Raw genomic sequence first — 20,585 nt, forward strand, 5'->3', positions numbered from 1 at the left:
CCCGGCTCCGGCCGCCGCCCCCGCCCCTACGAGTCCAGGATCGTCGTCAGCAGTTCACCCACCCACGCCAGCAGTTCGCGGCCCTTCAGCGGCTGGGCGCCCATCTGCTTCGGCTTCGGGCGGTCCACCAGGATCTGGTTCAGCGCCGGCTTCACCACCGCGCCCGGGTACAGCCGCTTCAGCCGCAGTTCCTGCGACTCCCGCAGCGACACCGGGCTGAAGCGGATGCGGGTGCCCTGCAAGGTGATGTCCGCGACGCCGCAGGCGCGGGCCAGCATGCGCAGGCCCGCGACCAGCAGGAGGTTCTCGACCGGCTCCGGGAGGGGGCCGTAGCGGTCGGTGAGTTCCTCGCGGACCGCGCGGATGTCGTCCTCCGACGTCACCGAGGCGATCGCGCGGTACGCCGCCAGGCGCAGCCGTTCGCCCGGGGCGTAGTCGTGCGGGACGTGGGCGTCGACCGGCAACTCGATCTTGACCTCCGGCGGCGGCGCCTCCTCCGTGCCGCCCTCCAGCGTCGCGCGGTAGTCGGCGACGGCCTCGCCGACCATCCGGACGTACAGATCGAAGCCGACGCCCGCGATGTGGCCCGACTGCTCGCCGCCCAGCAGGTTGCCCGCGCCGCGGATCTCCAGGTCCTTCATCGCCACGTACATGCCGGCGCCCATCTCCGTGTGCTGCGCGATGGTGGCGAGGCGTTCGTGCGCGGTCTCCGTCAGCGGCTTCTCCGGCGGGTACAGGAAGTACGCGTAGCCCCGCTCGCGGCCGCGGCCGACGCGGCCCCGCAACTGGTGCAACTGCGAGAGGCCGAAGGTGTCGCCGCGTTCGACGATGAGGGTGTTGGCGTTGGAGATGTCGATGCCGTTCTCCACGATCGTCGTGGAGACCAGCACGTCGAACTTCTTCTCCCAGAAGTCGACCACCACCTGCTCCAGCGCCGACTCCGACATCTGCCCGTGCGCCGTGGCGACCCGCGCCTCCGGCACGGCCTGCCGCAGCCGGGCGGCGGCGCGGTCGATGGACTCCACCCGGTTGTGGATGTAGAAGACCTGGCCCTCGCGGAGCAGTTCGCGGCGGATGGCGGCGCCGATCTGCTTCTCCTCGTACGGGCCGACGAAGGTCAGCACCGGGTGCCGCTCCTCCGGCGGGGTGGTGATCGTCGACATCTCGCGGATGCCGGTGACGGCCATCTCCAGCGTGCGCGGGATGGGGGTGGCGGACATCGTCAGCACGTCGACGTTGGCGCGCAGCTTCTTCAACTGCTCCTTGTGCTCCACGCCGAAGCGCTGCTCCTCGTCCACGATGACCAGGCCCAGGTCCTTGAACCGGGTGTCGGACGAGAAGAGCCGGTGCGTGCCGATGACGACGTCCACCGAGCCCTCGCGCAGCCCGTCGAGCACGGCCTTGGCCTCGGCGTCCGTCTGGAACCGCGACAGCGCGCGCACCACCACGGGGAACTGCGCGTACCGCTCGGAGAACGTGCCCATGTGCTGCTGCACCAGGAGCGTCGTCGGTACGAGGACGGCGGCCTGCTTGCCGTCCTGCACCGCCTTGAACGCCGCCCGCACCGCGATCTCCGTCTTGCCGTACCCGACGTCGCCGCAGACGAGGCGGTCCATGGGGATCGGCTTCTCCATGTCCTCCTTCACCTCGGTGATGGTGGACAACTGATCCGGCGTCTCCACGTACGGGAACGCGTCCTCCAGCTCGCGCTGCCACGGGGTGTCCCCCGTGAAGGCGTGGCCGGGGGCGGCCATGCGCGCCGAGTAGAGCTTGATGAGGTCGGCGGCGATCTCCTTGACGGCCTTCTTCGCCCGGGACTTGGTCTTGGCCCAGTCGGAGCCGCCCAGCCGGTGCAGCGTGGGGGCCTCGCCGCCGACGTACTTGGTGACCTGGTCGAGCTGGTCGGTGGGGATGTAGAGCCGGTCGCCCGGCTGGCCGCGCTTGGCGGGGGCGTACTCCACCAGCAGGTACTCGCGGGTGGCGCCCTGGACCGTACGCTGCACCATCTCCAGGTAGCGCCCCACGCCGTGCTGCTCGTGCACGATGTAGTCGCCGGCCTGGAGGGTCAGCGGGTCGATCTGCTTGCGCCGCCGCGCGGGCATCCGCGCGCCCTCGCGGCCGGCGGCCTTCTGGCCGGACAGGTCGGTCTCGGTGAGCACCGCGAGGCGCAGGCCGGGGGCGACGAAGCCGTGGTCCAGCTCGCCGCAGGAGACGTGCACGACGGACGGCGCGAGCGCGTCGGGGGCGAGGTCCGCGTCGAGGCGGGCGGCGATGCCCTCGCCGCCGAGGACCTCGGTGGTGCGCTGCGCGGGGCCGTGGCCCTCGGTGAGGTAGACCACGCGCCAGCCGTCGGCGAGCCAGCCCTTGGTGTCGGCGAGCGCGCGGGCGGTGTCCCCCCGGTAGACCTCCGGCGCGTGCAGGCCCAGCTCCAAGGTGTCTTCCTCCAGCTCCGCGTCCGCGGAGAAGGGGCTGACCGACCACCACATCATGCCCAGCTCGCGCGCGTGCTCGCGGACGTCGGCGATGCCCCACAGCGAGGCCCGGCCCAGCAGCTCCAGGTCGATCGGCGCCTCGCCGCCGCCCGCGGAGGCGGCCCAGGACGCCTGGAGGAACTCCTGCGACGTGGCGACCAGGTCCGCGGCGCGGGTCCGCACCCGCTCCGGGTCGCAGGACACCGCCATGCTGCCGGCGGGCAGCACGTCGAGCAGCAGCTCCATGTCGTCGACGAGGACGGGGGCCAGGGACTCCATGCCCTCCACCGCGATGCCCTCGGCGATCTTCCCCAGCATCTCGCCGAGCTGCGGGTGCCGTACGGCGAGGTCGGCGGCCCTGGCCCGGACGGAGCCCGTCAGCAGCAGCTCGCGGCACGGCGGCGCCCACAGGCCGTGCTCGGCGACCTCCAGGGAGCGCTGGTCGGCGACCTTGAAGTAGCGGATCTCCTCGATGTCGTCGCCCCAGAACTCCACCCGCAGGGGATGCTCCTCGGTGGGCGGGAACACGTCGAGGATCCCGCCGCGCACGGCGAATTCGCCGCGCTTCTCGACCAGCTCCACCCGGCTGTACGCGGCCGCCCCCAGCGCCTGCACCGTCTCTTCCAGGTCGGCGGACCGGCCGCTGCGCAGCGCCACGGGCTTGAGGTCGCCGAGGCCCTTGACCTGCGGCTGGAGCACGGAGCGTACGGGCGCGACGACGACGGAGACGGGGCCCGCGGCCGCGTCGTCGGGGTCCGGGTGCGCGAGCCGGCGGAGCACGGCGAGGCGGCGGCCGACGGTGTCGGAGCGGGGCGAAAGACGCTCGTGCGGCAGGGTCTCCCACGCCGGGTACTCCACCACGGCGTCCTCGCGGCCCGGCGGCATCAGCGAGCGCAGGGCGGCGGCCAGGTCCTCGGCCTCGCGGCCGGTGGCGGTGACGGCGAGCACCGGGCGCCGGGTACGCGCGGCGAGCGCCGCGAGCGCGAAGGGGCGGGCGGCGGGCGGGCCGACGAGGTCGACCTGCGGCCGGGCGCCGCCCTCCGCGGCGGTCACCGCCTCGGCGAGCGCGGGGTCGCGGACGACGGCGTCGAGCAGGCCGTACAGGCTCATGGGGCATCCGCTCCGGGTGGCTGGGTGCTGGGTGGGTGGGCAGGCGGCTGGCGCCGCGGGCAACGCGAACAGCCCGAGGCGGCGGACGCCCCGGGGGTCTCCAGCGTACGACGCTCCACCGACACCCGGCGCCCCAAGCGGCCGGACCGCCACCGCGGCGGCGCGCCAGGCCGCCCGCCGCCGCGCCCCCTCGCCCCGCGCCCGCCCCCGGCCCCGTACCCGCCGTACCCCCGCAGCGCCCCGCGCCCTCGGCCCGAAGCCGCAGGTGCCGCCGCGGAACCCCGACCCCCGGCCCGTACCGCCCCGCGCACCCCTAAGGGCCCGCCCCCGTCGGAAAGCAGGGGCGGGCTCCTCCGTCCGGCCGACGGGACCGGCCGCGAGGCTATCTAGCCTGGTCAGGCGAGTCGACGAGACAGACGACGGGCCGGGCAGGGGGTCCTTCCCCAGGAGCGGGGTGGGGATATCCCCACACCCGATACGGCGCCAGGCACCAGGGATTTCCCGGCCCCCGCTCACCAGACTCATACACACGACGAAGCAGCGCCGCAGCAGCGGCGCGAACAGGTTCCGCAGGGCGGTTCCGCAGACGAAGGAGACACGACAGTGACCACGGCTGTAGCGGCGCGCACGGCCGTCGCCGCACGAGCGCGACAGGTGACCAAGGCGTACGGCTCGGGGGAGACGCAGGTCCTCGCTCTCGACAACGTCGATGTGGATATCGCCCGGGGCCAGTTCACCGCCATCATGGGGCCCTCGGGCTCCGGCAAGTCGACCCTCATGCACTGCCTCGCCGGCCTCGACACGGTCACGGCGGGCCGCATCTGGATCGACGAGACCGAGATCACCGGGCTGAAGGACAAGAAGCTGACCCAACTGCGGCGCGACCGCGTGGGCTTCATCTTCCAGGCGTTCAACCTCCTGCCCACCCTCAACGCCCTGGAGAACATCACGCTGCCCATGGACATCGCGGGCCGCAAGCCCGACCGCGAGTGGCTGGAGCGCGTGGTGGGCACCGTGGGCCTGGCCGAGCGGCTCAAGCACCGCCCGAGCCAGCTCTCCGGCGGCCAGCAGCAGCGCGTGGCGGTGGCGCGGGCGCTCGCCTCCCGGCCGGAGATCATCTTCGGCGACGAGCCGACAGGCAACCTCGACTCCCGCGCCGGCGCCGAGGTCCTCGGCTTCCTGCGCCGCTCGGTGGACGAGCTGGGCCAGACCATCGTGATGGTCACCCACGACCCGGTCGCCGCCGGCTACGCGGACCGCGTCCTGTACCTCGCCGACGGCCGCATCGTCGACGAGATGTGGGACCCCACCTCCGAGCAGGTCCTCGACCGGATGAAGTCCTTCGACGCGCGGGGCCGGGTGGCCTGAGATGACCGTCTTCAAGACCTCCATGCGCAACTTCTTCTCCCATAAGGGACGCATGGCGCTCTCCGCCGTCGCCGTCGTGCTGTCGGTGGCGTTCGTGTGCGGCACGCTCGTCTTCTCCGACACCATGACCACCACCTTCGACCGGCTCTTCAAGGCGTCCGCCTCCGACGTCCGCGTCAGCCCCAAGGCCGCGGACAACGACGACGGCGACTGGGGCCGCAAGCCGCAACCGACGATGCCGGCCGCGGACCTGGCGCGGGTGGAGAAGGTCGACGGCGTCAAGGCCGCCGACGGCGAGGTGTCCAACGACGCCATCACCGTCGCGGACGCCGACAACGAGAACCTCGGCTCCACCACCGGCGCCCCCACCATCGGCACCAACTGGGACCGGCTGGAGCTCGAAACCACCGAGATCACCTCGGGCCACGAGCCCCGCGGGCCCACCGAGGTCGTCATCGACGCCGACGCCGCCGACAAGCACGGAGTCGAGATCGGCGACAAGATCCGTACGATCGCCGCCCCCGGCTCGTTCACCTCCGAGGTCGTCGGCATCGCCACCTTCAAGATCACCAACCCGGGCGCGACGATCGTCTACTTCGACACCGCGACCGCGCAGGAGAAGCTCCTCGGCAAGCCCGGTGTCTTCTCCTCGGTCAACCTCACCGCAGAGGCCGGCGTCTCCAACGAAGCGCTGAGGGCCGACGTCCGGAAGGCCGTGGCCGACTCCGCAGAGCCCCTCAAGGTGCAGACGAAGGACGAGGTCGTCGAGGAGAACAAGAACGACCTCGGCAGCTTCATGGACGTCATGAAGTACGCCATGCTCGGCTTCGCCGGCATCGCCGTCCTCGTCGGCATCTTCCTCATCGTCAACACCTTCTCGATGCTCGTCGCCCAGCGCACCCGCGAGCTGGGGCTGCTGCGGGCCATCGGGTCCAGCCGCCGCCAGGTCAACCGCTCGGTGCTCGTCGAGGCGCTGCTCCTCGGCGTGATCGGCTCGGTCCTCGGCGTCGGCGCGGGCATCGGCATCGCCGTGGGGCTGATGAAGCTCATGGGCGCGGTCGGCATGGAGCTGAACACCGCCGACCTGACGATCAACGCCACCACGCCCGCCGTCGGCATTCTCCTCGGCGTCGTCGTCACCGTGCTCGCCGCGTGGCTGCCGGCCCGCCGGGCGGGCAAGGTCTCGCCGATGGCCGCGCTGCGCGACGCCGGCACGCCGGGCGACCGCAAGGCGGGTGCCGTACGGACCGCGCTGGGCGTGCTGCTCACCGCGGGCGGCGGCGGGCTGCTCTTCCTCACCACCCGCGTCGACGAGGCCGCCGACGGCGCGATGTACCTCGCGGGCGGCGTGCTGCTGTCCCTGCTGGGCTTCATCGTCTTCGCGCCGGTGCTGGCCGGTCTGCTGGTACGGGCCCTCGCGGCCGGCGTGCTGCGGATCTTCGGCCCGGTGGGCCGCATGGCCGAGCGGAACGCGCTGCGCAACCCGCGGCGCACCGGGGCGACCGCCTCGGCGCTGATGATCGGTCTCTCGCTGGTCGCCTGCCTGTCGGTGGTCGGGTCCTCGATGGTCGCCTCGGCGACGGAGGAGCTGGACAAGTCGGTGGGCGCGGACTTCATCATCCAAGACGACGGAGGTCAGCCGATCGTCCCGGAGGCCGCGAAGGTCCTCGACGGCGCCCCGCACATGGAGCACGTCACGCACTACAAGGCGCTCGACGCGGACCTGACGCTGCCGGACGGCAAGACCGTCAAGGAGTACAGCCTGACCGCCGCCTCCGCGACGTACGCGCAGGACCTCAGGTCCGAGACCGTGCGCGGCGACCTGGCCGACGCCTACAAGAAGGACAGCATGTCCGTGGGCGAGGACTTCGCCAAGGACCACGGGTTGAAGCTCGGCGACACCCTCACCGTCGACTTCGCCGACGGCGGCACCGCGGAGCTGACGCTGCGCGCGGTCACCTCCTCCGAGACCACGCTCGACTCGGGTGCGGCGTACCTGAACCTGACCACGGCGCGGGACTACATCAAGGCGGGCGACCTGCCGTTCGACGACATCATGTTCGGCAAGGCGAAGGACGGCCAGGAGGAGGCCGCGTACGCCTCGCTGAAGGAACTGATGGACCCGTACCCGCAGTACCAGGTGCGCGACCAGACGGACTTCAAGCAGACCCTGAAGGACCAGGTGGGCCAGATGCTCAACCTCGTCAACGGGCTGCTGGCGCTGGCGATCATCGTGGCGGTCCTCGGGGTCGTCAACACCCTGGCCCTGTCGGTGGTCGAGCGGACCCGGGAGATCGGGCTGGTGCGCGCGATCGGGCTGTCGCGCAGGCAACTGCGCCGGATGATCCGGCTGGAGTCGGTGGTGATCGCCCTGTTCGGCGCGCTGCTCGGGCTCGGGCTCGGGCTGGCGTGGGGCACGGCGGCGCAGCAACTGCTGGCGCTGGAGGGCCTGAAGGTGCTCGACATCCCCTGGCCGACGATCGGGGTGGTGTTCGCGGGCTCGGCGGTCGTCGGGTTGTTCGCGGCGCTGGTCCCGGCGTTCCGGGCGGGCCGGATGAACGTGCTGAACGCCATCGCGACCGAGTAGCGGCGGTACGCGGTGGAGGGGCCCGGCGGAGCTTGGTGGGCGTTCGCCGGGCCCCGAGCCCGTTCCCGGTACGGGCGGTATCCGGGAAGGGCGGTCTGGCGGAGCCGCCGCGGGCGGCTCCCGTACGGGCCGGCGACCCTACGGGGGTGGGATCGCCGGCCCTGCTTCTGTTGCCGGCCTCTGTCGTCGACTTTTGTTGTCGATCGCTGCCGGCTGCCGCTGTCTGCGGCCTCTGTTGCAGGTCGGCGGCTACGGGGTCCAGACGATCGGCTCGTCCCGGTAGTCGTCCTCCTCGTACGAGGCGCCCGCGACGCTGGCGCCGGGACCGGCGCCCTGGAGCCGCTTCGTCTCGTACGAGGCCCCCGCCTCGGCGAACTCGTCGGGCGCCTGGCCCTCCGCGCACCCCTCGACGTCCGCGCCGAAGACCGTGGCCCCGGGGTCGCCGCCGTCCGCGGTGGTGCCGATCAGGTCCGGCGGGTACGAGCCGCCCAGGTCGCTGCCGTCCGCGTTCTCGACGGTGAACTCGACGCAGAACGGCGTGATGTCCGCGTCGCCGTTCTCCCCGAGCGCGGCGTCGAAGGCCGCCTTGTCCACGTCCGACACCCCGGTGACCGTGATCCCGATGTGGCCGGTGGCGCCCGCCCTGTCGTAGGGGACGATCGCCTGCTCGCCGATCTTCAGCTTCGTCCCCGGCGGCGTGACCTCGACCTCCTTCGGCGCGGCGGCCGGGCTCTCCTCCTCGGCCGCCGGCTCCTCCTCGGGCTCCGGCGCGGCCTCCTGCGAGGACTCCTGGTCCGCGGCGGAGGAGTCGGAGTCGTCGTCCGAGCAGCCGGTGAGGGCGAGAGCGGCGGCGCTGACCGCCGCCAGCACTGTCATGCGAGTTCGGTTCACTGGGGGTTGCCTTTCGAAAATGCGCGGTGGCGCGCGCGGTCTCTCGTGCTGGTCGTGCATGAGAGGCACGCAAGCAGGGACACGAGCGGTCACCGCACGCGCAGATTCGTGTCCCGACCCACGGTGGCAGCAGGGCCCCGGCCGGGTCATTGACGCTCTGAGGACACTTTCTTGACGATGCGTCGACCTCAGGCGCACTCCGCGCGGTCCCGCGGTCCGGGTAAAGGGCGGGTAAACGGATGCTCTAGGCTCGGTGTCCTTGCCTCGGGGGGCAGTCGGGGTGGAGGCAGGCATGATCGGGGAAGAGTTCCGCAGCGACGAGGTACCGGCACCGGAGCGGTTCACGCACTGGACGAACCGGATGTGCTCGCGGATGGAGGGGTTCACCGCCCGGGAGGCGGGCGGAGAACGCTGGGACGGCACCGGGTTCCTCGCCGAGGACCTGGAGATCGGGCTGGGCGGGATCCAGGTCGCGGCCCGCAGGTTCTCCCCGGTGCACGTACGCCGCAAGTCCGCGGACGTCGACGACGACACGTACCAGTTCCTCATGCCCCTGCAGGGCTCGCTGCACACGGACTGGGACGGCCGCACGGGCGTCTGCCGGCCGGGCGGCATGTACTTCCACGACGGGACGCGGCTCAACGGCTTCGACTGCCGTCCCGCGGACGCCTGCGGCACCTTCGACGCGCTGGTCGTCACCATTCCGAAGGACCGGCTGACGCTCCCGGCCGGCAGCCTCCGGCGGCTGGTCGGGCGGGAGCTCCCCGGCGACCAGGGCCCCGGCGCGCTGCTGGCGGGCACCGTCGGCCACGTGCTGAGCAGTGCTGCCGTCTACCGCCCCACCGACACCGCCCGGCTGGGCACCGCCGTGCTCGACCTGGTGCACGCGCACCTGGCCCACCAACTGGAGGCGCTGACACCGGAGTCGCTGGACCCGGAGCACCGCCAGCACGCGCTGCTGGTGCGCGTCGTGGACTTCATGCGCCACCACCTGGAGGACCCGGAGCTGACCCCGCAGTCGGTGGCCGACGCCCACCACGTCTCCGTCAGCTACCTGCACCGGATCTTCCGCGCCCACACCGGGGGCCGCGAGACCGTCGCGGGCTGGATCCGCCGCCAGCGCCTCGAACACGCCCGCCGCGACCTCGGCGACCCGGTGCTCGCGGCGGTGCCCGTACACCGCATCGCGGCCCGCTGGGGCTACATCCACGCGGCGGCGTTCTCGCGCAACTTCCGCGCGGCGTACGGGGTGACGCCCCGGGAGTACCGGCACGGCGACCCGGCGGCTTCGCCGACGGCGTCTCCCGAACCCCTTGCGGGCGGCTCGTAGACTCGTCGCGTGGCATTCACGAGCGGTCCGCACTGCTTCCTCTGAGCGGAAGGCACTGAGGGCGACGCCGGCCGGCGTCGCCCTCCCCGGCGTGCCTGCCGGGTGACCCGCGTTCCTCCGCCGCCCGCCTCCCGGGCAGCGGCGTTACGCGCGCGCACGCAGGCACGGTCCCCGTCCGCCCGTGCCAGGAGCGCCCCGTGCCCGTACCGCTTCCCCCTGCCCTCGCCCGCTCGCTCGACGTGCTGCGCTGCCCCACGTGCCGCCGCACCCGCCGTCTGCACCCCGAAGGCGGCGCCCTGCGCTGCCCGGCAGGACACGCCTTCGACCTCGCCCGCCACGGCTACGTCAGCCTGCTCACCGGCGCCCGCGCCACCAGCGGCGACGACGCGGACATGGTGCGCGCCCGCAGCCGGTTCCTGGCCGCCGGCGCGTACGAACCACTGCGCGCGGCCGCGGCCCGGCTGGCGGCCGCGGCGGTGTCCCGGCCGCGGGCCACGGTCGTGGACGCGGGCTGCGGTACGGGCCACTACCTCGCCGGCGTGCTCGACCTGCTGCCCGGCGCCCGCGGCATCGGCCTCGACACCTCCGTACGCGCCCTGCGCGCCGCCGCCCGCGCCCACGACCGGGCCGCCGCGGTGGCCGCCGACGTCTTCCGCCCCCTGCCGCTGGCCGACGGCGCGGCCGACGTCGTCCTGAACGTCTTCGCCCCGCGCAACGCGGCCGGGTTCCACCGCGTGCTGCGCCCGGCCGGCCGGCTGGTCGTGCTCCGCCCCACCGGGCGCCACCTCGCCGAACTGCGCGACCGGCGGCCCGCGATGGTCACCGTCGACCCGGCGAAGGAGGAGCGGCTGCACCGCGCGCTCGACCCCTTCTTCGAGGCCGCCGCCACCGAGCGGATCGACTACCCCGTCCACCTGACCGCGGCGGAGGCCCTGGACCTGGTGGCGATGACACCGACCGCACGCCACCCGTCCCGTACGGAAGGACCTCCGCCGGGCCGGGTCACCGTCTCGGTGCTGGCCACCGCCTACCGGCGGCGGTGAACGGGGCCCGCGGCCGCTCAGAGGCGATCGGGATCGTCGGGACGGAAGGCGGCTCTGACGTGGACGCGCTCGCCCTGGGGGCCGAGGATGCTGAGGAACTCCACGGCGCGTTCGTCGGCGTTGCCGAACCAGTGCGGAAGGTGGGTGTCGAACTCGGCCGCCTCCCCCTCCCGGAGGACGAAGTCCTTGTCGCCGAGGACGACGCGCAGGCGCCCCTTCAGGACGTACAGCCAGTGATAGCCCTCGTGCGACCGGGGGTCGGGCTCGCGGCCGTCGGTGAGGCCGGCGGGCAGGAGGTGCTTGAACGCCTGCAGCCCGCCGGGCTTGCGCGTCAGCGGGACGACGGTCATGCCGTTCCGGGTGAACGGCCGCGGGTACACCCGGGGGTCGAGCTCCGCCGGAGCGCCGACCAGCTCCTCGATCGGCACCTGGTACGCCCTGGCCAGGGGCAGCAGCAGTTCCAGACCCGGCTTGCGCTGTCCGGACTCCAGCCGGGACAGGGTGCTGACCGGAATGCCGGTGGTCGCCGACAGGGCGGTCAGGGTGACGCCCCTGCGGCGGCGCAGCTCGCGCAGCCGGGGGCCGACCGCGGCCAGCACGGCGTCGACGTCATCGCTCACGGGGCCCACTGTGCGGCCACTTTGCACTTTCCGCAAAGACCTTTGCCGGCTCGCCGGGTCGGGGGCACCGTGGCGGCACACAGCGAGAGGACCGGACACATGGACACCGAGTACTGGGATGCGATGTACCGCGGCCGCGAGCAGGTGTTCAGCGGCAACCCCAACGCCGTACTCGTCGCGGAGGCCGCCGGTCTGCCACCGGGCCGGGCGCTCGACGCCGGCTGCGGCGAAGGCGCCGACGCCCGCTGGCTCGCGCGGCGGGGCTGGCAGGTCACCGCGGTCGACGTCTCCGGGCTCGCCCTGCGGCGTGCCGCCGCGGCGGCCACCGACGTCGACGGCCGCGTGGCATGGACACGGGCCGACCTCCTGGCCGCACCGCCGCCCACCGGCGCCTACGACCTGGTGTCCGTCCACTACTTCCCGCTCAGGCGCCGGCCGGGCCACGCCGCACTACGCGGCCTCCTGGACGCCGTCGCCCCCGGCGGCACGCTGCTCTTCGCCACCCACGCCCCCGCCGACCTGGCCCGGCACGGGGAGCCGGGCTTCGACCCCGCCGACTACTACCAGCCCGGCGACATCGCCGAACTTCTCGCACCGGCCTGGGACATCCTGGTCCACGAGACCCGCCCCCGCACCACCCCGCCGTCCGCAGGCACCCGCCACACCCACGACGCCGTCCTGAGAGCACGACGCCCGCGGTGAGCCCCCTCGGCAACCTTTGCGGGGCCGTGTTCCCGCCTAGTCGTCCCCGTGGGGCGAGGGGCCCGGGACCGTGCCGGTGGCCGGGTCGGAGTCGGGGGCGCGGCCCGTCATCGCCGTGAGGGTGGCGCGTACGTGCTCCATGTGCGCCGTCAGCTCCTCGCGGCGGCCCTCCGCCTCGCGCAGCGCGCGCTGCGTGTCGCGCTCGATCTGCTCCGCCTGCCCCACCGCCTCCGCCACCAGTTCCGCACCCTGCGCCTCCGCCTCGTCGCGGCAGCGGGCCGCGTACGCCTCGGCCTCGGCGTGCGCCGCCTGCTGCTCGGCGAGGTGCACCTCCGCGGCCCGGGTACGGGTGGCGAGGTCGTCGTCGATGGCCTGCCGCCGCTCCCGTACCTCCTCGTCCAGCCGCCGTGCCGCCGCCGTGCGTTCGAGGCTTGCCTCGTCGAGCATCGCCGCCGTGCGGTGCTTCATCTCCGCCAGCGCCGCCGCCGCCTCGCCCGCGGTGTCCTCGACCGCGGCGTGCGCGGAGGACAGCAGGTCGGCCGCCTCCTGCTCGGCCGCGCCGAGCGCGCTGCGCAGCCGGGCCTCGGCCTCCTCGCGCAGGGCGTTGGCGGCGCGGCGGGTCTCGGCGGTGGTCTCCTCGACGTACTGGCGCGTCTCGGCCTGCGCGCGCTGCAGTTGCTCCGCCGCCGTGCCGCGGAGTTCCGCGGCCTGGTCCTGGGCGAGGTACAGGATCTCCTGGGCGCGGGCGCCCAGTTCCGCGTAGGTCTGCTCCTTGACCTGCGCCAGCTCGCCGGTGAGGCGTTCCAGCTCCTGGCTCAGCTCGCGCTCCAGGACGGTGAGGCGGGCGGCCCGCTCCCAGGCGGAGTCGCGCTCCTCGCCCACGCGGGTCACCGCGGCGTCCACTTGGTCGGGATGGTAGCCGCGACCACCGCGTACGGTGTCGAAGCCCCGAGCCGACGTCTTCACGGCGCCCATCTGATCGAGCTCCTCTCGTCCCCGGTCGACTGTCGGCGCTCATCCTTCAGGACTCGCGCGAATCGGTCATAATCTGACACCCACTCCTTTCAGGTGGTCATCGGTCGAAGAACATACGAAACGGCCCCACCGGCGGAGCCGGTGAGGCCGTTCCCGTACTGCCCGCGAAGGGTTACAACAGGCCGTCCCAGAGCTGTTCGAGCACCACGGACCACCAGTGGTCGGGGCCCTGGAGGGCCGCCGGGTCGATCGCCGCCAACTGCGACTGGAAGTCGACCGTCCAGCGCCCCGCCTGGTCCGGTGTGAGCCCGAAGCGCATCCGCCACATGTGGCCGAGCATCGCCAGGCAGCGCACGAACTCCGGCAGCCCCGTGTTCACGAACTGCGGCGGCGCGCTGCCCCCGCCGGGCGCCGCCTCCAGCGGCACGGCGACGATGTGCGCGGTGCCGTACTGGACGCACATCTGGCGGCCGAAGTCGTTGCCCATCACGAGGTACGAACCGGCGTCGGACGCCGCCTGCACACCCCGCTCCGCCGCCAGCTCCGCCAGCGTCGGCACCGGCCGGCCCGGCTGCGCCTGGCCCCAGAAGAACGGGCCGAAGTCCATCGGCAGCCCGGCCCACACGAGCGTCTGCGCCACGATGTCCGGCACGCCCTGCCGGGCCACGGCCCGCTGGTCGTACCGGAACACGCCCTGCGGCCCGAACGCCTGGTACAGCTCGTGGCCCAGCCCCTCGGGCGGCAGCGGCGGCAGCACGGGGATCTGACCGGGCGGCGGCAGCGGCACGCGCTGCGGCCGCGGCCGGGCCGGACCGTCGGCGACCTGGTGCAGCTCGCCCTGGTGCTCGATGAGCTGCTGCATGCCCTGCTGCCGGGAGGCGTGGTCGCGGCCGTAGGAGGCGGTGTGGCTCAGCCGCACCTGCGGCCAGGTCTCACGGATCATGCGGGAGCAGTAGCCGCCGGGCAGGTCACAGGGCTCCAGTTCGGTGTGCAGCTCCAGGACCTGCTGCGGCGGTACGCCCATGCCGCGCAGCTCGTGCAGGATCTGCCACTCGGGGTGCGGGGTGCCGGGGGCGGAGCGGCGCATGACCTGCTGCTCGGAGCCGTCCTGGGCGCGGTAGCGCAGGACGGCGAGGTAGCCGGGGCCGACGGTGGGGACGCCGGGGGGCGGGTAGCCGTAGCCGGCGGGCTGCGGGGCGCCGGGGGGCGGCATGCCGGGCGCGGGGGCTCCGGGTGCTCCGGGTACGGGTCCGGCGGGGGCGCCGGGTCCGCCGGGGGCACCCGGGGGGAAGGGGGCGGGGCCGGCGGCGGGGGGCGCGCCGGGGGCGCCCGGAGCGCCGGGCGCGAAGGGGGCGCCGCCCGGGGGCGGGGCGGGCTGGCCGGGCGCGGGGGGCGGGGGTGCGCTGGGTGCCCCGGGCGCCCCGGGTGCGCCGGGTGCTCCGGGGGCGGGTGGGGCTGCGGGTGCGCCCGGGACGCCGGGTGCTCCGGGGGGTGAGGGCGGGCCCGGGGGCGCGCCGCCCGCGGAGGCACTCGGGTCGACCTGCGACACGAGCTGGGTCGGGATGTACGCGTTGCCGCCGCCCGGGGTGCCCGGAGCGGACGGCGGGGGCGGCGCCGAGGACCCGGAGCCGCGGCCGGCGCCGGGCGTGCCGGGGGCGCCGGGAGGCGGCGGTACGCCCTGACCGCCGGGGGACCGCTTGCCCTTGAGCGGGGGCGGGAGGGGGGTGGCCTTGCTGGTGGCCTGCTCGGCGATGTCGGCGGCACCGCCGCCGGAGTTGGAGGGCGGGGCGGAGGGGGTGTGGGGCGCGCTGGGTGCGCCCGGGGCACCGGGAGCTGCGCCGGGGGCGCCCGGAGCGCTGGGTGCGCCGGGGGCCGCAGGTGGGGCGGGCGGCGCGGGAGTGCCGGGTGCCGCGGGGGCGGGCGGGGCGCCGGGAGCGCTGGGCGGAGTGCCCGGGGCGCCGGGGGCGTTCGGGGCTCCCGGCGGGGCGGGGGTGCCCGGGGGCGGGGTGCCCGGGGCGCCGGGGTAGGCGCCGGAGCCGGGGGCGGGTGGGGCGCCGGGGGCCGGAGGGGGCGTGGCGCCGGGGGCCGCGGGCTGGCCGGGCGGCGCCGGGGCGCCGGGGTAGTTGCCGGAACCCGGGGCGGGCGGAGCGCCCGCGCCCGAGTGCGGGCCCGGAGCGCCGGGGTAGCTGCCGCCTCCGGGCGGGGGCGGGTACGGGCCGCTCGGCGGCGGGGTGTCGGGAAGCTGAGCGGAGAGGACCGTCTCCGGCAGAGGTACGGAGGCCGCGTCGTCGTCGCCGCGGGAGTTGGTGTCGTTCCACGGAGTCGGCGCCGCCGCCGCGGGCGCCGTCGGGTCCACCCGCGGGCCCACCGACCCGGAGGAGGCCCCCGGCGCACCGGCACCCCCGGCCGCGTACGGCGAAGCGGGACCGGAACCCCCGGCCCCGTACGGCGCACTCGAACTCCCCTGCGCCGCAGGCGCACCCGGGCCCGAAGCCGACGCCGAGACGGGCGACGGGGAAGACGCGGGGGGCGGGGAAGACGGGGAAGGAGCAGGCGCAGCCGCGTGCCGGCCGCCCGACCCACCGGACCCGGACGAGCCCGAAGACCCCGAGTCACGCCGCGGAATGCCGATCTGGTCCGCCGCCTCCTGGAGCCACTCCGGTGGCGTCAGCAGGAACGACGTCGCCCCCAGGTCCACGCGCTCCCCCGGCTGCGTGCCCCGCGGCGCCGCCGCCTCCTCGCCGCCGTACTCCTCCTCGAAGCGCCGGATCACCTCGCCGACCGGCAGCGCCGGCCACAGCGTCGTGTCGCCCGAGTCGCGCGCGATGACCATGCGCGCCCCCGAGCCCTCCGGCACCTCACCGCCCGCCGGGATCTCGGCCCAGGCCACGAAGCCCAGCTCGAACTCCCGCACCTTGACCTCGCGGCGCCGCTGCTGCGGCACCCCGCCGTTGATCCACGAGTCGGCGCGCTCCTGCGCCTGTGCGAAGGTGACCATTACCTCTTCACCCCTCCACCGGCACGGCGCGCGCGAAGCCGCCGTCCACCATCAGATTCGCCACGGTCTCCAACTCCGGCGGGCCGCCCACCAGCCGGTCGAGGAAGGCGTCGAAGTCCTCCCCGCAGAACAGCAGCAGTCGCTCCACCCGCTCCGCGACCGACCAGCCCGAGTCGCCCTGGTCGCGGGCGTCGTCGTACGGGCAGAACCACACGCTGCCGCGCCTGCGGCCCTTCGTCTTCAGCGCCAGCACCCCGCCCTGCAGGAACGCGATGCCCAGATAGTCCTTCGTCAGATGGTCGCGCAGGCACTTGTTGACGTAGACCACGTCGTTGACCGCCGCCTCGTCGCGCACGGTGAAGAACGGCTGGTCCACCAGCAGCCCCAGCTCCGGGTCGAGCGCCGCGCCGACCGGCGCGCAGCCGCCCGCCGCCTTGAGGAAGTCGCGGTACGCGCCCGGCAGCCCGTAGCCGAGATCCTCCTCGACGCCCATCACCTGGTCCTCGGTGACCGCAGCGCCGTCACGCGGGAGGGTGAAATGCACCGGCCGCGTCTCCTGCAACGGGCGCGTGCCGCGCTTGTCCTGGTCGACGGCCGCCGTCGCCAGCCCGCCGTGGTGCCGCAGCAGCGCCTTCACGTCGGCCGGCACCAGCTCCATGCGGCGGGTGCCCGCCACGTGGTGCCAGGTCCAGCCGTGCGGCGTCGCCACGGACGGCAGCGTCGACCACAGCTCGTGGCCCTGCGCGTGCAGCGCCGCGTTCGCCGACACGTAGTCCGTCAGCCGCAGCTCGTCGATGCCGAAGCCCTCGGGGGGCTCGGCGATGTCCGCCGCCGCGCGCGCGTACGGGGAGAAGTCCGGGTAACCGTCGGCGTCCACACGCACGCCGCGGGGGTGTCTGGCAGCCCGGACCGGGTCCGGGAAGTTCACGACCTGCCCGGCGTATGCCGCGTTCGGCGGTGCGACGGTCGTTCCTCGCCGACCTGACGTCATCGCGTGTGCCCCCTGCCGTTGGTCTCCGTCGAAACACAGCCTATGGGGTGCCGCGGCCGGCGGTCTTGCCCTGGTCAGGGAGCGCCCCGGCAAGCGGCGTGATCTGCTCCGCAATGACGGACTTGCCCAGCACGGACCTGACCACGGGGTGTGCACACGCCGGTACGGAAGGCACCTCGGGTGTCGTGTCGTACGTATGTGGCAAGCTGGACGACGCGAGACAGCGGAGTTTCACGGGGGAGGCTCTTACCGCTATGCACGCACGCTCAGACACAGCCGATCCGCTCACCGGCGGCGATCCATACGGCGGTATGGGACGCCCGTTCGGCGTGACGGACACTCCGTACGGATACATGGAAACGGACATGGGGACGGGGACCGGCCCGGCGGCCGACCCCCGCACAGACTGGCGCGACACGGCGCCCGGCGACGGTGTGCCGCGGCTCACCAGCCGGCGGGACGGCGTCCTGCCGGCCGTCGGCGCCGCCCTCTCCGTCCGCGGCCAGACCCTCACCTGCACGGCGGGCCGCGCCGACCAGGGCCCCCTGCTCCACCCACTGGTGCAGGACTTCCTCGACACGCTCACCAGCGGCCGCCGCGAGCGGTTCACCGGGCGCTGCCCGGAAGCCGTGCTCCTCTCGCGGCACCTGACGGCCGTCGAGGCCGGCCGCAGCAAGCGCGCCGCGCGCAAGCCGCTGTCGGCGGGAGAGGCGCGGCGGGCGCTGAAGCAGGCGAAGATCACCGCCCGGCACATCCGCGAGGACGGCGACCCGCTGCACGGGCGGTACGCGCCGCCGTGCCGCTCCTGCACCGCGCTCCTCACCCACTTCGGCGTGCGCACCGTGGGCGACGCGCACGCCGAGGGCTGAGCCGTGGTCCCCACGGACCCGCGCGACCTGGCCGCGCACCACACGCGCTTCCCCGTCGAGGTCGACAGCGCGCTGCGCGCGGCCGGCTGGGAGCCGGGCCGGTGGGACATAAGGCAGGCGGAGACCTGGGCCGACACGCTACGGGCCCATGTGTCGCCCGGCGGCCACGTGCACGCGGTGTTCCCGGCGGCGGTCGAGGCGTGGGCGGAGTTCGGCGGCCTGCGCGTCGTCGGCGAGGGTCCCGGCCGCCAGTTGGGCCCGGCGGACCTGCACGTGGACCCGATGCACGGCCTGCACCTCACCCGCACCCTCGCGGACCTGGGCCGCGCGCTCCGGACGGAGCTGTGCCCGCTGGGCGCGGAGCTGGCCCCGGACGGGAGCACGGCGCAGGCGGTGCTGGCGGTCGACGCCGACGGCAGGGGATACGCGCTGGACCACGCCGGGGACTGGTTCCTGGGCAGGAGCGTGGACGAGGCGCTGGTGACGCTGGTGACCGGACTCGAACCGCAGCGCCTGACGCCGGAGCCGGACTAGGGGCGGCGGGCCTCCGTACGGGCGGGGCTTCCGCGGGGGATGCGCCGGGTGCTACGTCCCGCTGGGCAGCACGGCCGAGACGCGGAAGCCGCCCGCCTCCGTCGCACCCGAGACGAAGCCGCCGCCCAGGCCCGTCACGCGCTCGCGCATGCCCACCAGGCCATTGCCGCCGCTGGGCAGCCCGGCGCTCTGCGAGGCGGCGTCGGACGGTCCGTTGACCACGAGCACGGCCACCTCGGCGACGCGGTGCGCGAGCAGCACCCGGGTCTTCGCGCCCGGGGCGTGCTTGTGGACGTTCGTCAGCGCTTCCTGCACGACCCGGTAGACGGTCTGCTCCACCTCGGCGGCGTACGGGCCGGGATCGCCCTCCACGGCGAAGTCCACGGCCATCCCGGCGGCGCGGGACTCGCCGATGAGCGACTCCAGGTCGTCCAGACACGGCCCGGGACCACCGGCGTCGGCGTCCGCGGCGTCCCGCGGGCGCTGCCCCGCACGGGCACCCGCGGCTGCCTCGGCCGCGGCCGGGCCGCCACGCGACGGGCGGTCGGCGTCGGCGGCAACGGCGGCGGGGGCACCACCGGCCGCGGAGGAGGCGGCCTCCGGACCGCCCCGGGCACCCCCGGCCCTGGCGCTGGAACCGCCACCGGCCACCGCAACCCCGGCACCGGCCGCCCCCGCCGCCGTACCGCCGGACGCGGCGGCGCCGGACGCCGCACCACCCGGCGCCGCAGCGCCGACGACGGCCTCGCCACCGCCCGGCGCCCCGCTCCCCGGCGACGACACCGACCCCGCCGGCATCCGCAGCACGCCCAGCATCTCCCGCAGTTCCGTCAGCGCCTGCCGCCCCATGTCCCCGACCAGCGCCGCGTTGCGCGCCGCCTTCTCCGGATCGTTGAGCACCACCCGCTCCAGCGCCGCCGCGTGCACCACCATCAGGCTCACCCGGTGCGCCACCACATCGTGCATGTCCCGCGCGATCCGCGTGCGCTCCTCGCGCCGCGCCCACACCGCGCGCTCCTCCGCCCGCTCCGCGAGCAGCGACAACTCCCGCTCAAGACCGTCGGCCCGCTCCCGCAGGCTCTCCACGAGCCGCCGCCGCGCGCCCACGTACAGCCCGAACAGCAGCGGCGGCAGCGTCACACCGACCGACATCAGCAGCGCGACGAGCGCGGCCAGCACGAAGGGCGAGTCGCGGTCGTGCTCCTCGAAGGTCTGGTACATCTGCACGAACGTGACAATGATCACGGCGGAGACGGACATCCCGGCCAGGGCCGCGGTGATGCGCCGGGGGATGTCGGAGGCGGCGAGGGTGTAGAGGCCGACGACGGCCAGCAGGAAGCCCATCTCCGCGGGCGTGACGGCCATGCCCACCAGCACCGGGACGATCGGCCACCGCCGCCGCAGCACCAGTGTGCTGCCCGCGACGAGCCCCAGCACGATCCCGAACCCCAGGGGCAGCCCGGCGTCCCGCGCGAACGGCACGCCCTGCACCACGCACTCCGCGGCCGACGCCGCCGCGAGCACCACGTCCAGCACCATCGACCGGCGCCGCGCCCACCACCAGACCGGCCTCCGCCCCCCGGAGACCTCGCTCACGGCTTCCCCCGACGCGGTCATACCAACCAGCGTAAGGGCCGATCGCACGGTGCCAGGCTTCGGGTGCAACAGCACGCAACGGATTCGAACGCACACGAAACCACCGGGTAAGCCCCGAACTGGCGAATCGACCGAATATTCGCATCCGCCGCCCGGGCCCCGGGCGAGGCTGGTCGCCATGACCCACGCAGCACAACGCCGCCGGGGCGACGGCACGGGCGGCCTGCTCACCGGCACGGCGACCTTCGAGGAACTACGCGACCGGGCGGTCGCCCTGCGCAGGGAGGGCCTGAGCCGCAGACAGATCCGCGACCACCTGAAAGTCGGCAACAACGACCTGCTCAACCGCCTCCTGGAAGGCGAACCACCCCCGGAGTGGACCAAGCGCCCGCGGGCGAAGGACGACCCTCAAGAAGCACAATCCGGTGACCGTGCGCAAGAACGTGGGACAGAGCTATCGAGGTTGCCTCGTGGTTCGCGTCTTGCAGGGCGCGGATCTC

The 20,585-nt window shown here is 74.4% G+C and carries 14 protein-coding genes and 1 pseudogene; 8 read left to right on the forward strand and 7 right to left on the reverse strand.

Annotation, left to right across the window (positions count from 1 at the left end):
• Positions 1-26 precede the first annotated feature (26 nt).
• Positions 27-3,581 carry a transcription-repair coupling factor gene (mfd, locus tag OG946_RS13110; RefSeq protein WP_326796289.1) on the reverse strand — a complete coding sequence of 1,185 codons (3,555 nt, stop codon included), beginning with the start codon at positions 3,579-3,581 and terminating at the stop codon, positions 27-29.
• A 603-nt stretch (positions 3,582-4,184) separates the two neighbouring features.
• Here mfd and OG946_RS13115 point away from each other — a divergent pair.
• Positions 4,185-4,949 (forward strand): ABC transporter ATP-binding protein, encoded by a 765-nt coding sequence (locus OG946_RS13115; RefSeq protein WP_326796290.1) that lies wholly within the window; start codon positions 4,185-4,187, stop codon positions 4,947-4,949.
• A 1-nt stretch (position 4,950) separates the two neighbouring features.
• Positions 4,951-7,536: an ABC transporter permease gene (locus OG946_RS13120; protein WP_326796291.1), complete on the forward strand. Its 2,586-nt coding sequence runs from the start codon at positions 4,951-4,953 to the stop codon at positions 7,534-7,536.
• Positions 7,537-7,785: 249 nt separating this feature from the next.
• On the opposite strand, the gene OG946_RS13125 is transcribed toward OG946_RS13120, so the two are convergent.
• A complete protein-coding gene (locus OG946_RS13125) occupies positions 7,786-8,412 on the reverse strand; it encodes a hypothetical protein (protein WP_326796292.1) in 627 nt (208 codons plus the stop codon).
• Positions 8,413-8,719: 307 nt separating this feature from the next.
• Between OG946_RS13125 and OG946_RS13130 the strand changes: the two genes are divergently transcribed.
• Both OG946_RS13130 and OG946_RS13135 read left to right on the forward strand, forming a co-directional pair.
• Entirely contained in the window at positions 8,720-9,757 is a 1,038-nt protein-coding gene (locus tag OG946_RS13130) for an AraC family transcriptional regulator (protein ID WP_326796293.1), read from the forward strand.
• A 197-nt stretch (positions 9,758-9,954) separates the two neighbouring features.
• Positions 9,955-10,800: a putative RNA methyltransferase gene (locus OG946_RS13135; protein WP_326796294.1), complete on the forward strand. Its 846-nt coding sequence runs from the start codon at positions 9,955-9,957 to the stop codon at positions 10,798-10,800.
• Positions 10,801-10,817: 17 nt separating this feature from the next.
• On the opposite strand, the gene OG946_RS13140 is transcribed toward OG946_RS13135, so the two are convergent.
• Positions 10,818-11,420, reverse strand: coding sequence for a helix-turn-helix domain-containing protein (locus OG946_RS13140; protein ID WP_326796295.1), 603 nt, complete (start codon positions 11,418-11,420; stop codon positions 10,818-10,820).
• Positions 11,421-11,519: 99 nt separating this feature from the next.
• On the opposite strand from OG946_RS13140, the gene OG946_RS13145 reads away from it, so the two are divergent.
• The gene (locus OG946_RS13145) at positions 11,520-12,122 is read left to right on the forward strand and encodes a class I SAM-dependent methyltransferase (protein WP_326796296.1); all 603 of its coding nucleotides are present in this window, start codon (positions 11,520-11,522) and stop codon (positions 12,120-12,122) included.
• A 36-nt stretch (positions 12,123-12,158) separates the two neighbouring features.
• Here OG946_RS13145 and OG946_RS13150 read toward each other — a convergent pair whose 3' ends face one another.
• The 3 genes from OG946_RS13150 to OG946_RS13160 form a co-directional block, all read right to left on the reverse strand.
• The gene (locus OG946_RS13150; protein WP_326796297.1) at positions 12,159-13,097 is read right to left on the reverse strand and encodes a hypothetical protein; all 939 of its coding nucleotides are present in this window, start codon (positions 13,095-13,097) and stop codon (positions 12,159-12,161) included.
• 172 nt (positions 13,098-13,269) lie between these two features.
• Positions 13,270-16,095 (reverse strand): SUKH-4 family immunity protein, encoded by a 2,826-nt coding sequence (locus OG946_RS13155; protein ID WP_326796298.1) that lies wholly within the window; start codon positions 16,093-16,095, stop codon positions 13,270-13,272.
• Positions 16,096-16,102: 7 nt separating this feature from the next.
• The gene (locus tag OG946_RS13160; protein ID WP_326796299.1) at positions 16,103-17,086 is read right to left on the reverse strand and encodes an SMI1/KNR4 family protein; all 984 of its coding nucleotides are present in this window, start codon (positions 17,084-17,086) and stop codon (positions 16,103-16,105) included.
• A 365-nt stretch (positions 17,087-17,451) separates the two neighbouring features.
• Between OG946_RS13160 and OG946_RS13165 the strand changes: the two genes are divergently transcribed.
• Entirely contained in the window at positions 17,452-17,955 is a 504-nt protein-coding gene (locus OG946_RS13165; protein WP_326796300.1) for a YwqJ-related putative deaminase, read from the forward strand.
• 3 nt (positions 17,956-17,958) lie between these two features.
• Positions 17,959-18,489 (forward strand): SUKH-3 domain-containing protein, encoded by a 531-nt coding sequence (locus tag OG946_RS13170; protein WP_326796301.1) that lies wholly within the window; start codon positions 17,959-17,961, stop codon positions 18,487-18,489.
• Positions 18,490-18,540: 51 nt separating this feature from the next.
• Here OG946_RS13170 and OG946_RS13175 read toward each other — a convergent pair whose 3' ends face one another.
• Positions 18,541-20,106, reverse strand: coding sequence for a sensor histidine kinase (locus OG946_RS13175; protein ID WP_326796302.1), 1,566 nt, complete (start codon positions 20,104-20,106; stop codon positions 18,541-18,543).
• A 157-nt stretch (positions 20,107-20,263) separates the two neighbouring features.
• Here OG946_RS13175 and OG946_RS36075 point away from each other — a divergent pair.
• Positions 20,264-20,495 (forward strand): annotated as a pseudogene (locus OG946_RS36075) (hypothetical protein); the annotation flags it as partial.
• Between the last annotated feature and the right edge of the window lie 90 nt (positions 20,496-20,585).

Origin of the sequence: Streptomyces sp. NBC_01808 (assembly GCF_035917395.1) — a bacterium.
In the GTDB taxonomy this organism is placed as follows: domain Bacteria; phylum Actinomycetota; class Actinomycetes; order Streptomycetales; family Streptomycetaceae; genus Streptomyces.

What these genes read in the sequence shown, in the direction of transcription:
- OG946_RS13160 (WP_326796299.1), bottom strand. Translation starts at nt 17,086, where the DNA reads ATGACGTCAGGTCGGCGAGGAACGACCGTCGCACCGCCGAACGCGGCA.
- OG946_RS13155 (WP_326796298.1), bottom strand. Translation starts at nt 16,095, where the DNA reads ATGGTCACCTTCGCACAGGCGCAGGAGCGCGCCGACTCGTGGATCAAC.
- OG946_RS13125 (WP_326796292.1), bottom strand. Translation starts at nt 8,412, where the DNA reads ATGACAGTGCTGGCGGCGGTCAGCGCCGCCGCTCTCGCCCTCACCGGC.
- OG946_RS13130 (WP_326796293.1), top strand. Translation starts at nt 8,720, where the DNA reads ATGATCGGGGAAGAGTTCCGCAGCGACGAGGTACCGGCACCGGAGCGG.
- OG946_RS13145 (WP_326796296.1), top strand. Translation starts at nt 11,520, where the DNA reads ATGGACACCGAGTACTGGGATGCGATGTACCGCGGCCGCGAGCAGGTG.
- OG946_RS13150 (WP_326796297.1), bottom strand. Translation starts at nt 13,097, where the DNA reads ATGGGCGCCGTGAAGACGTCGGCTCGGGGCTTCGACACCGTACGCGGT.
- OG946_RS13165 (WP_326796300.1), top strand. Translation starts at nt 17,452, where the DNA reads ATGGGGACGGGGACCGGCCCGGCGGCCGACCCCCGCACAGACTGGCGC.
- OG946_RS13175 (WP_326796302.1), bottom strand. Translation starts at nt 20,106, where the DNA reads ATGACCGCGTCGGGGGAAGCCGTGAGCGAGGTCTCCGGGGGGCGGAGG.
- OG946_RS13120 (WP_326796291.1), top strand. Translation starts at nt 4,951, where the DNA reads ATGACCGTCTTCAAGACCTCCATGCGCAACTTCTTCTCCCATAAGGGA.
- mfd (WP_326796289.1), bottom strand. Translation starts at nt 3,581, where the DNA reads ATGAGCCTGTACGGCCTGCTCGACGCCGTCGTCCGCGACCCCGCGCTC.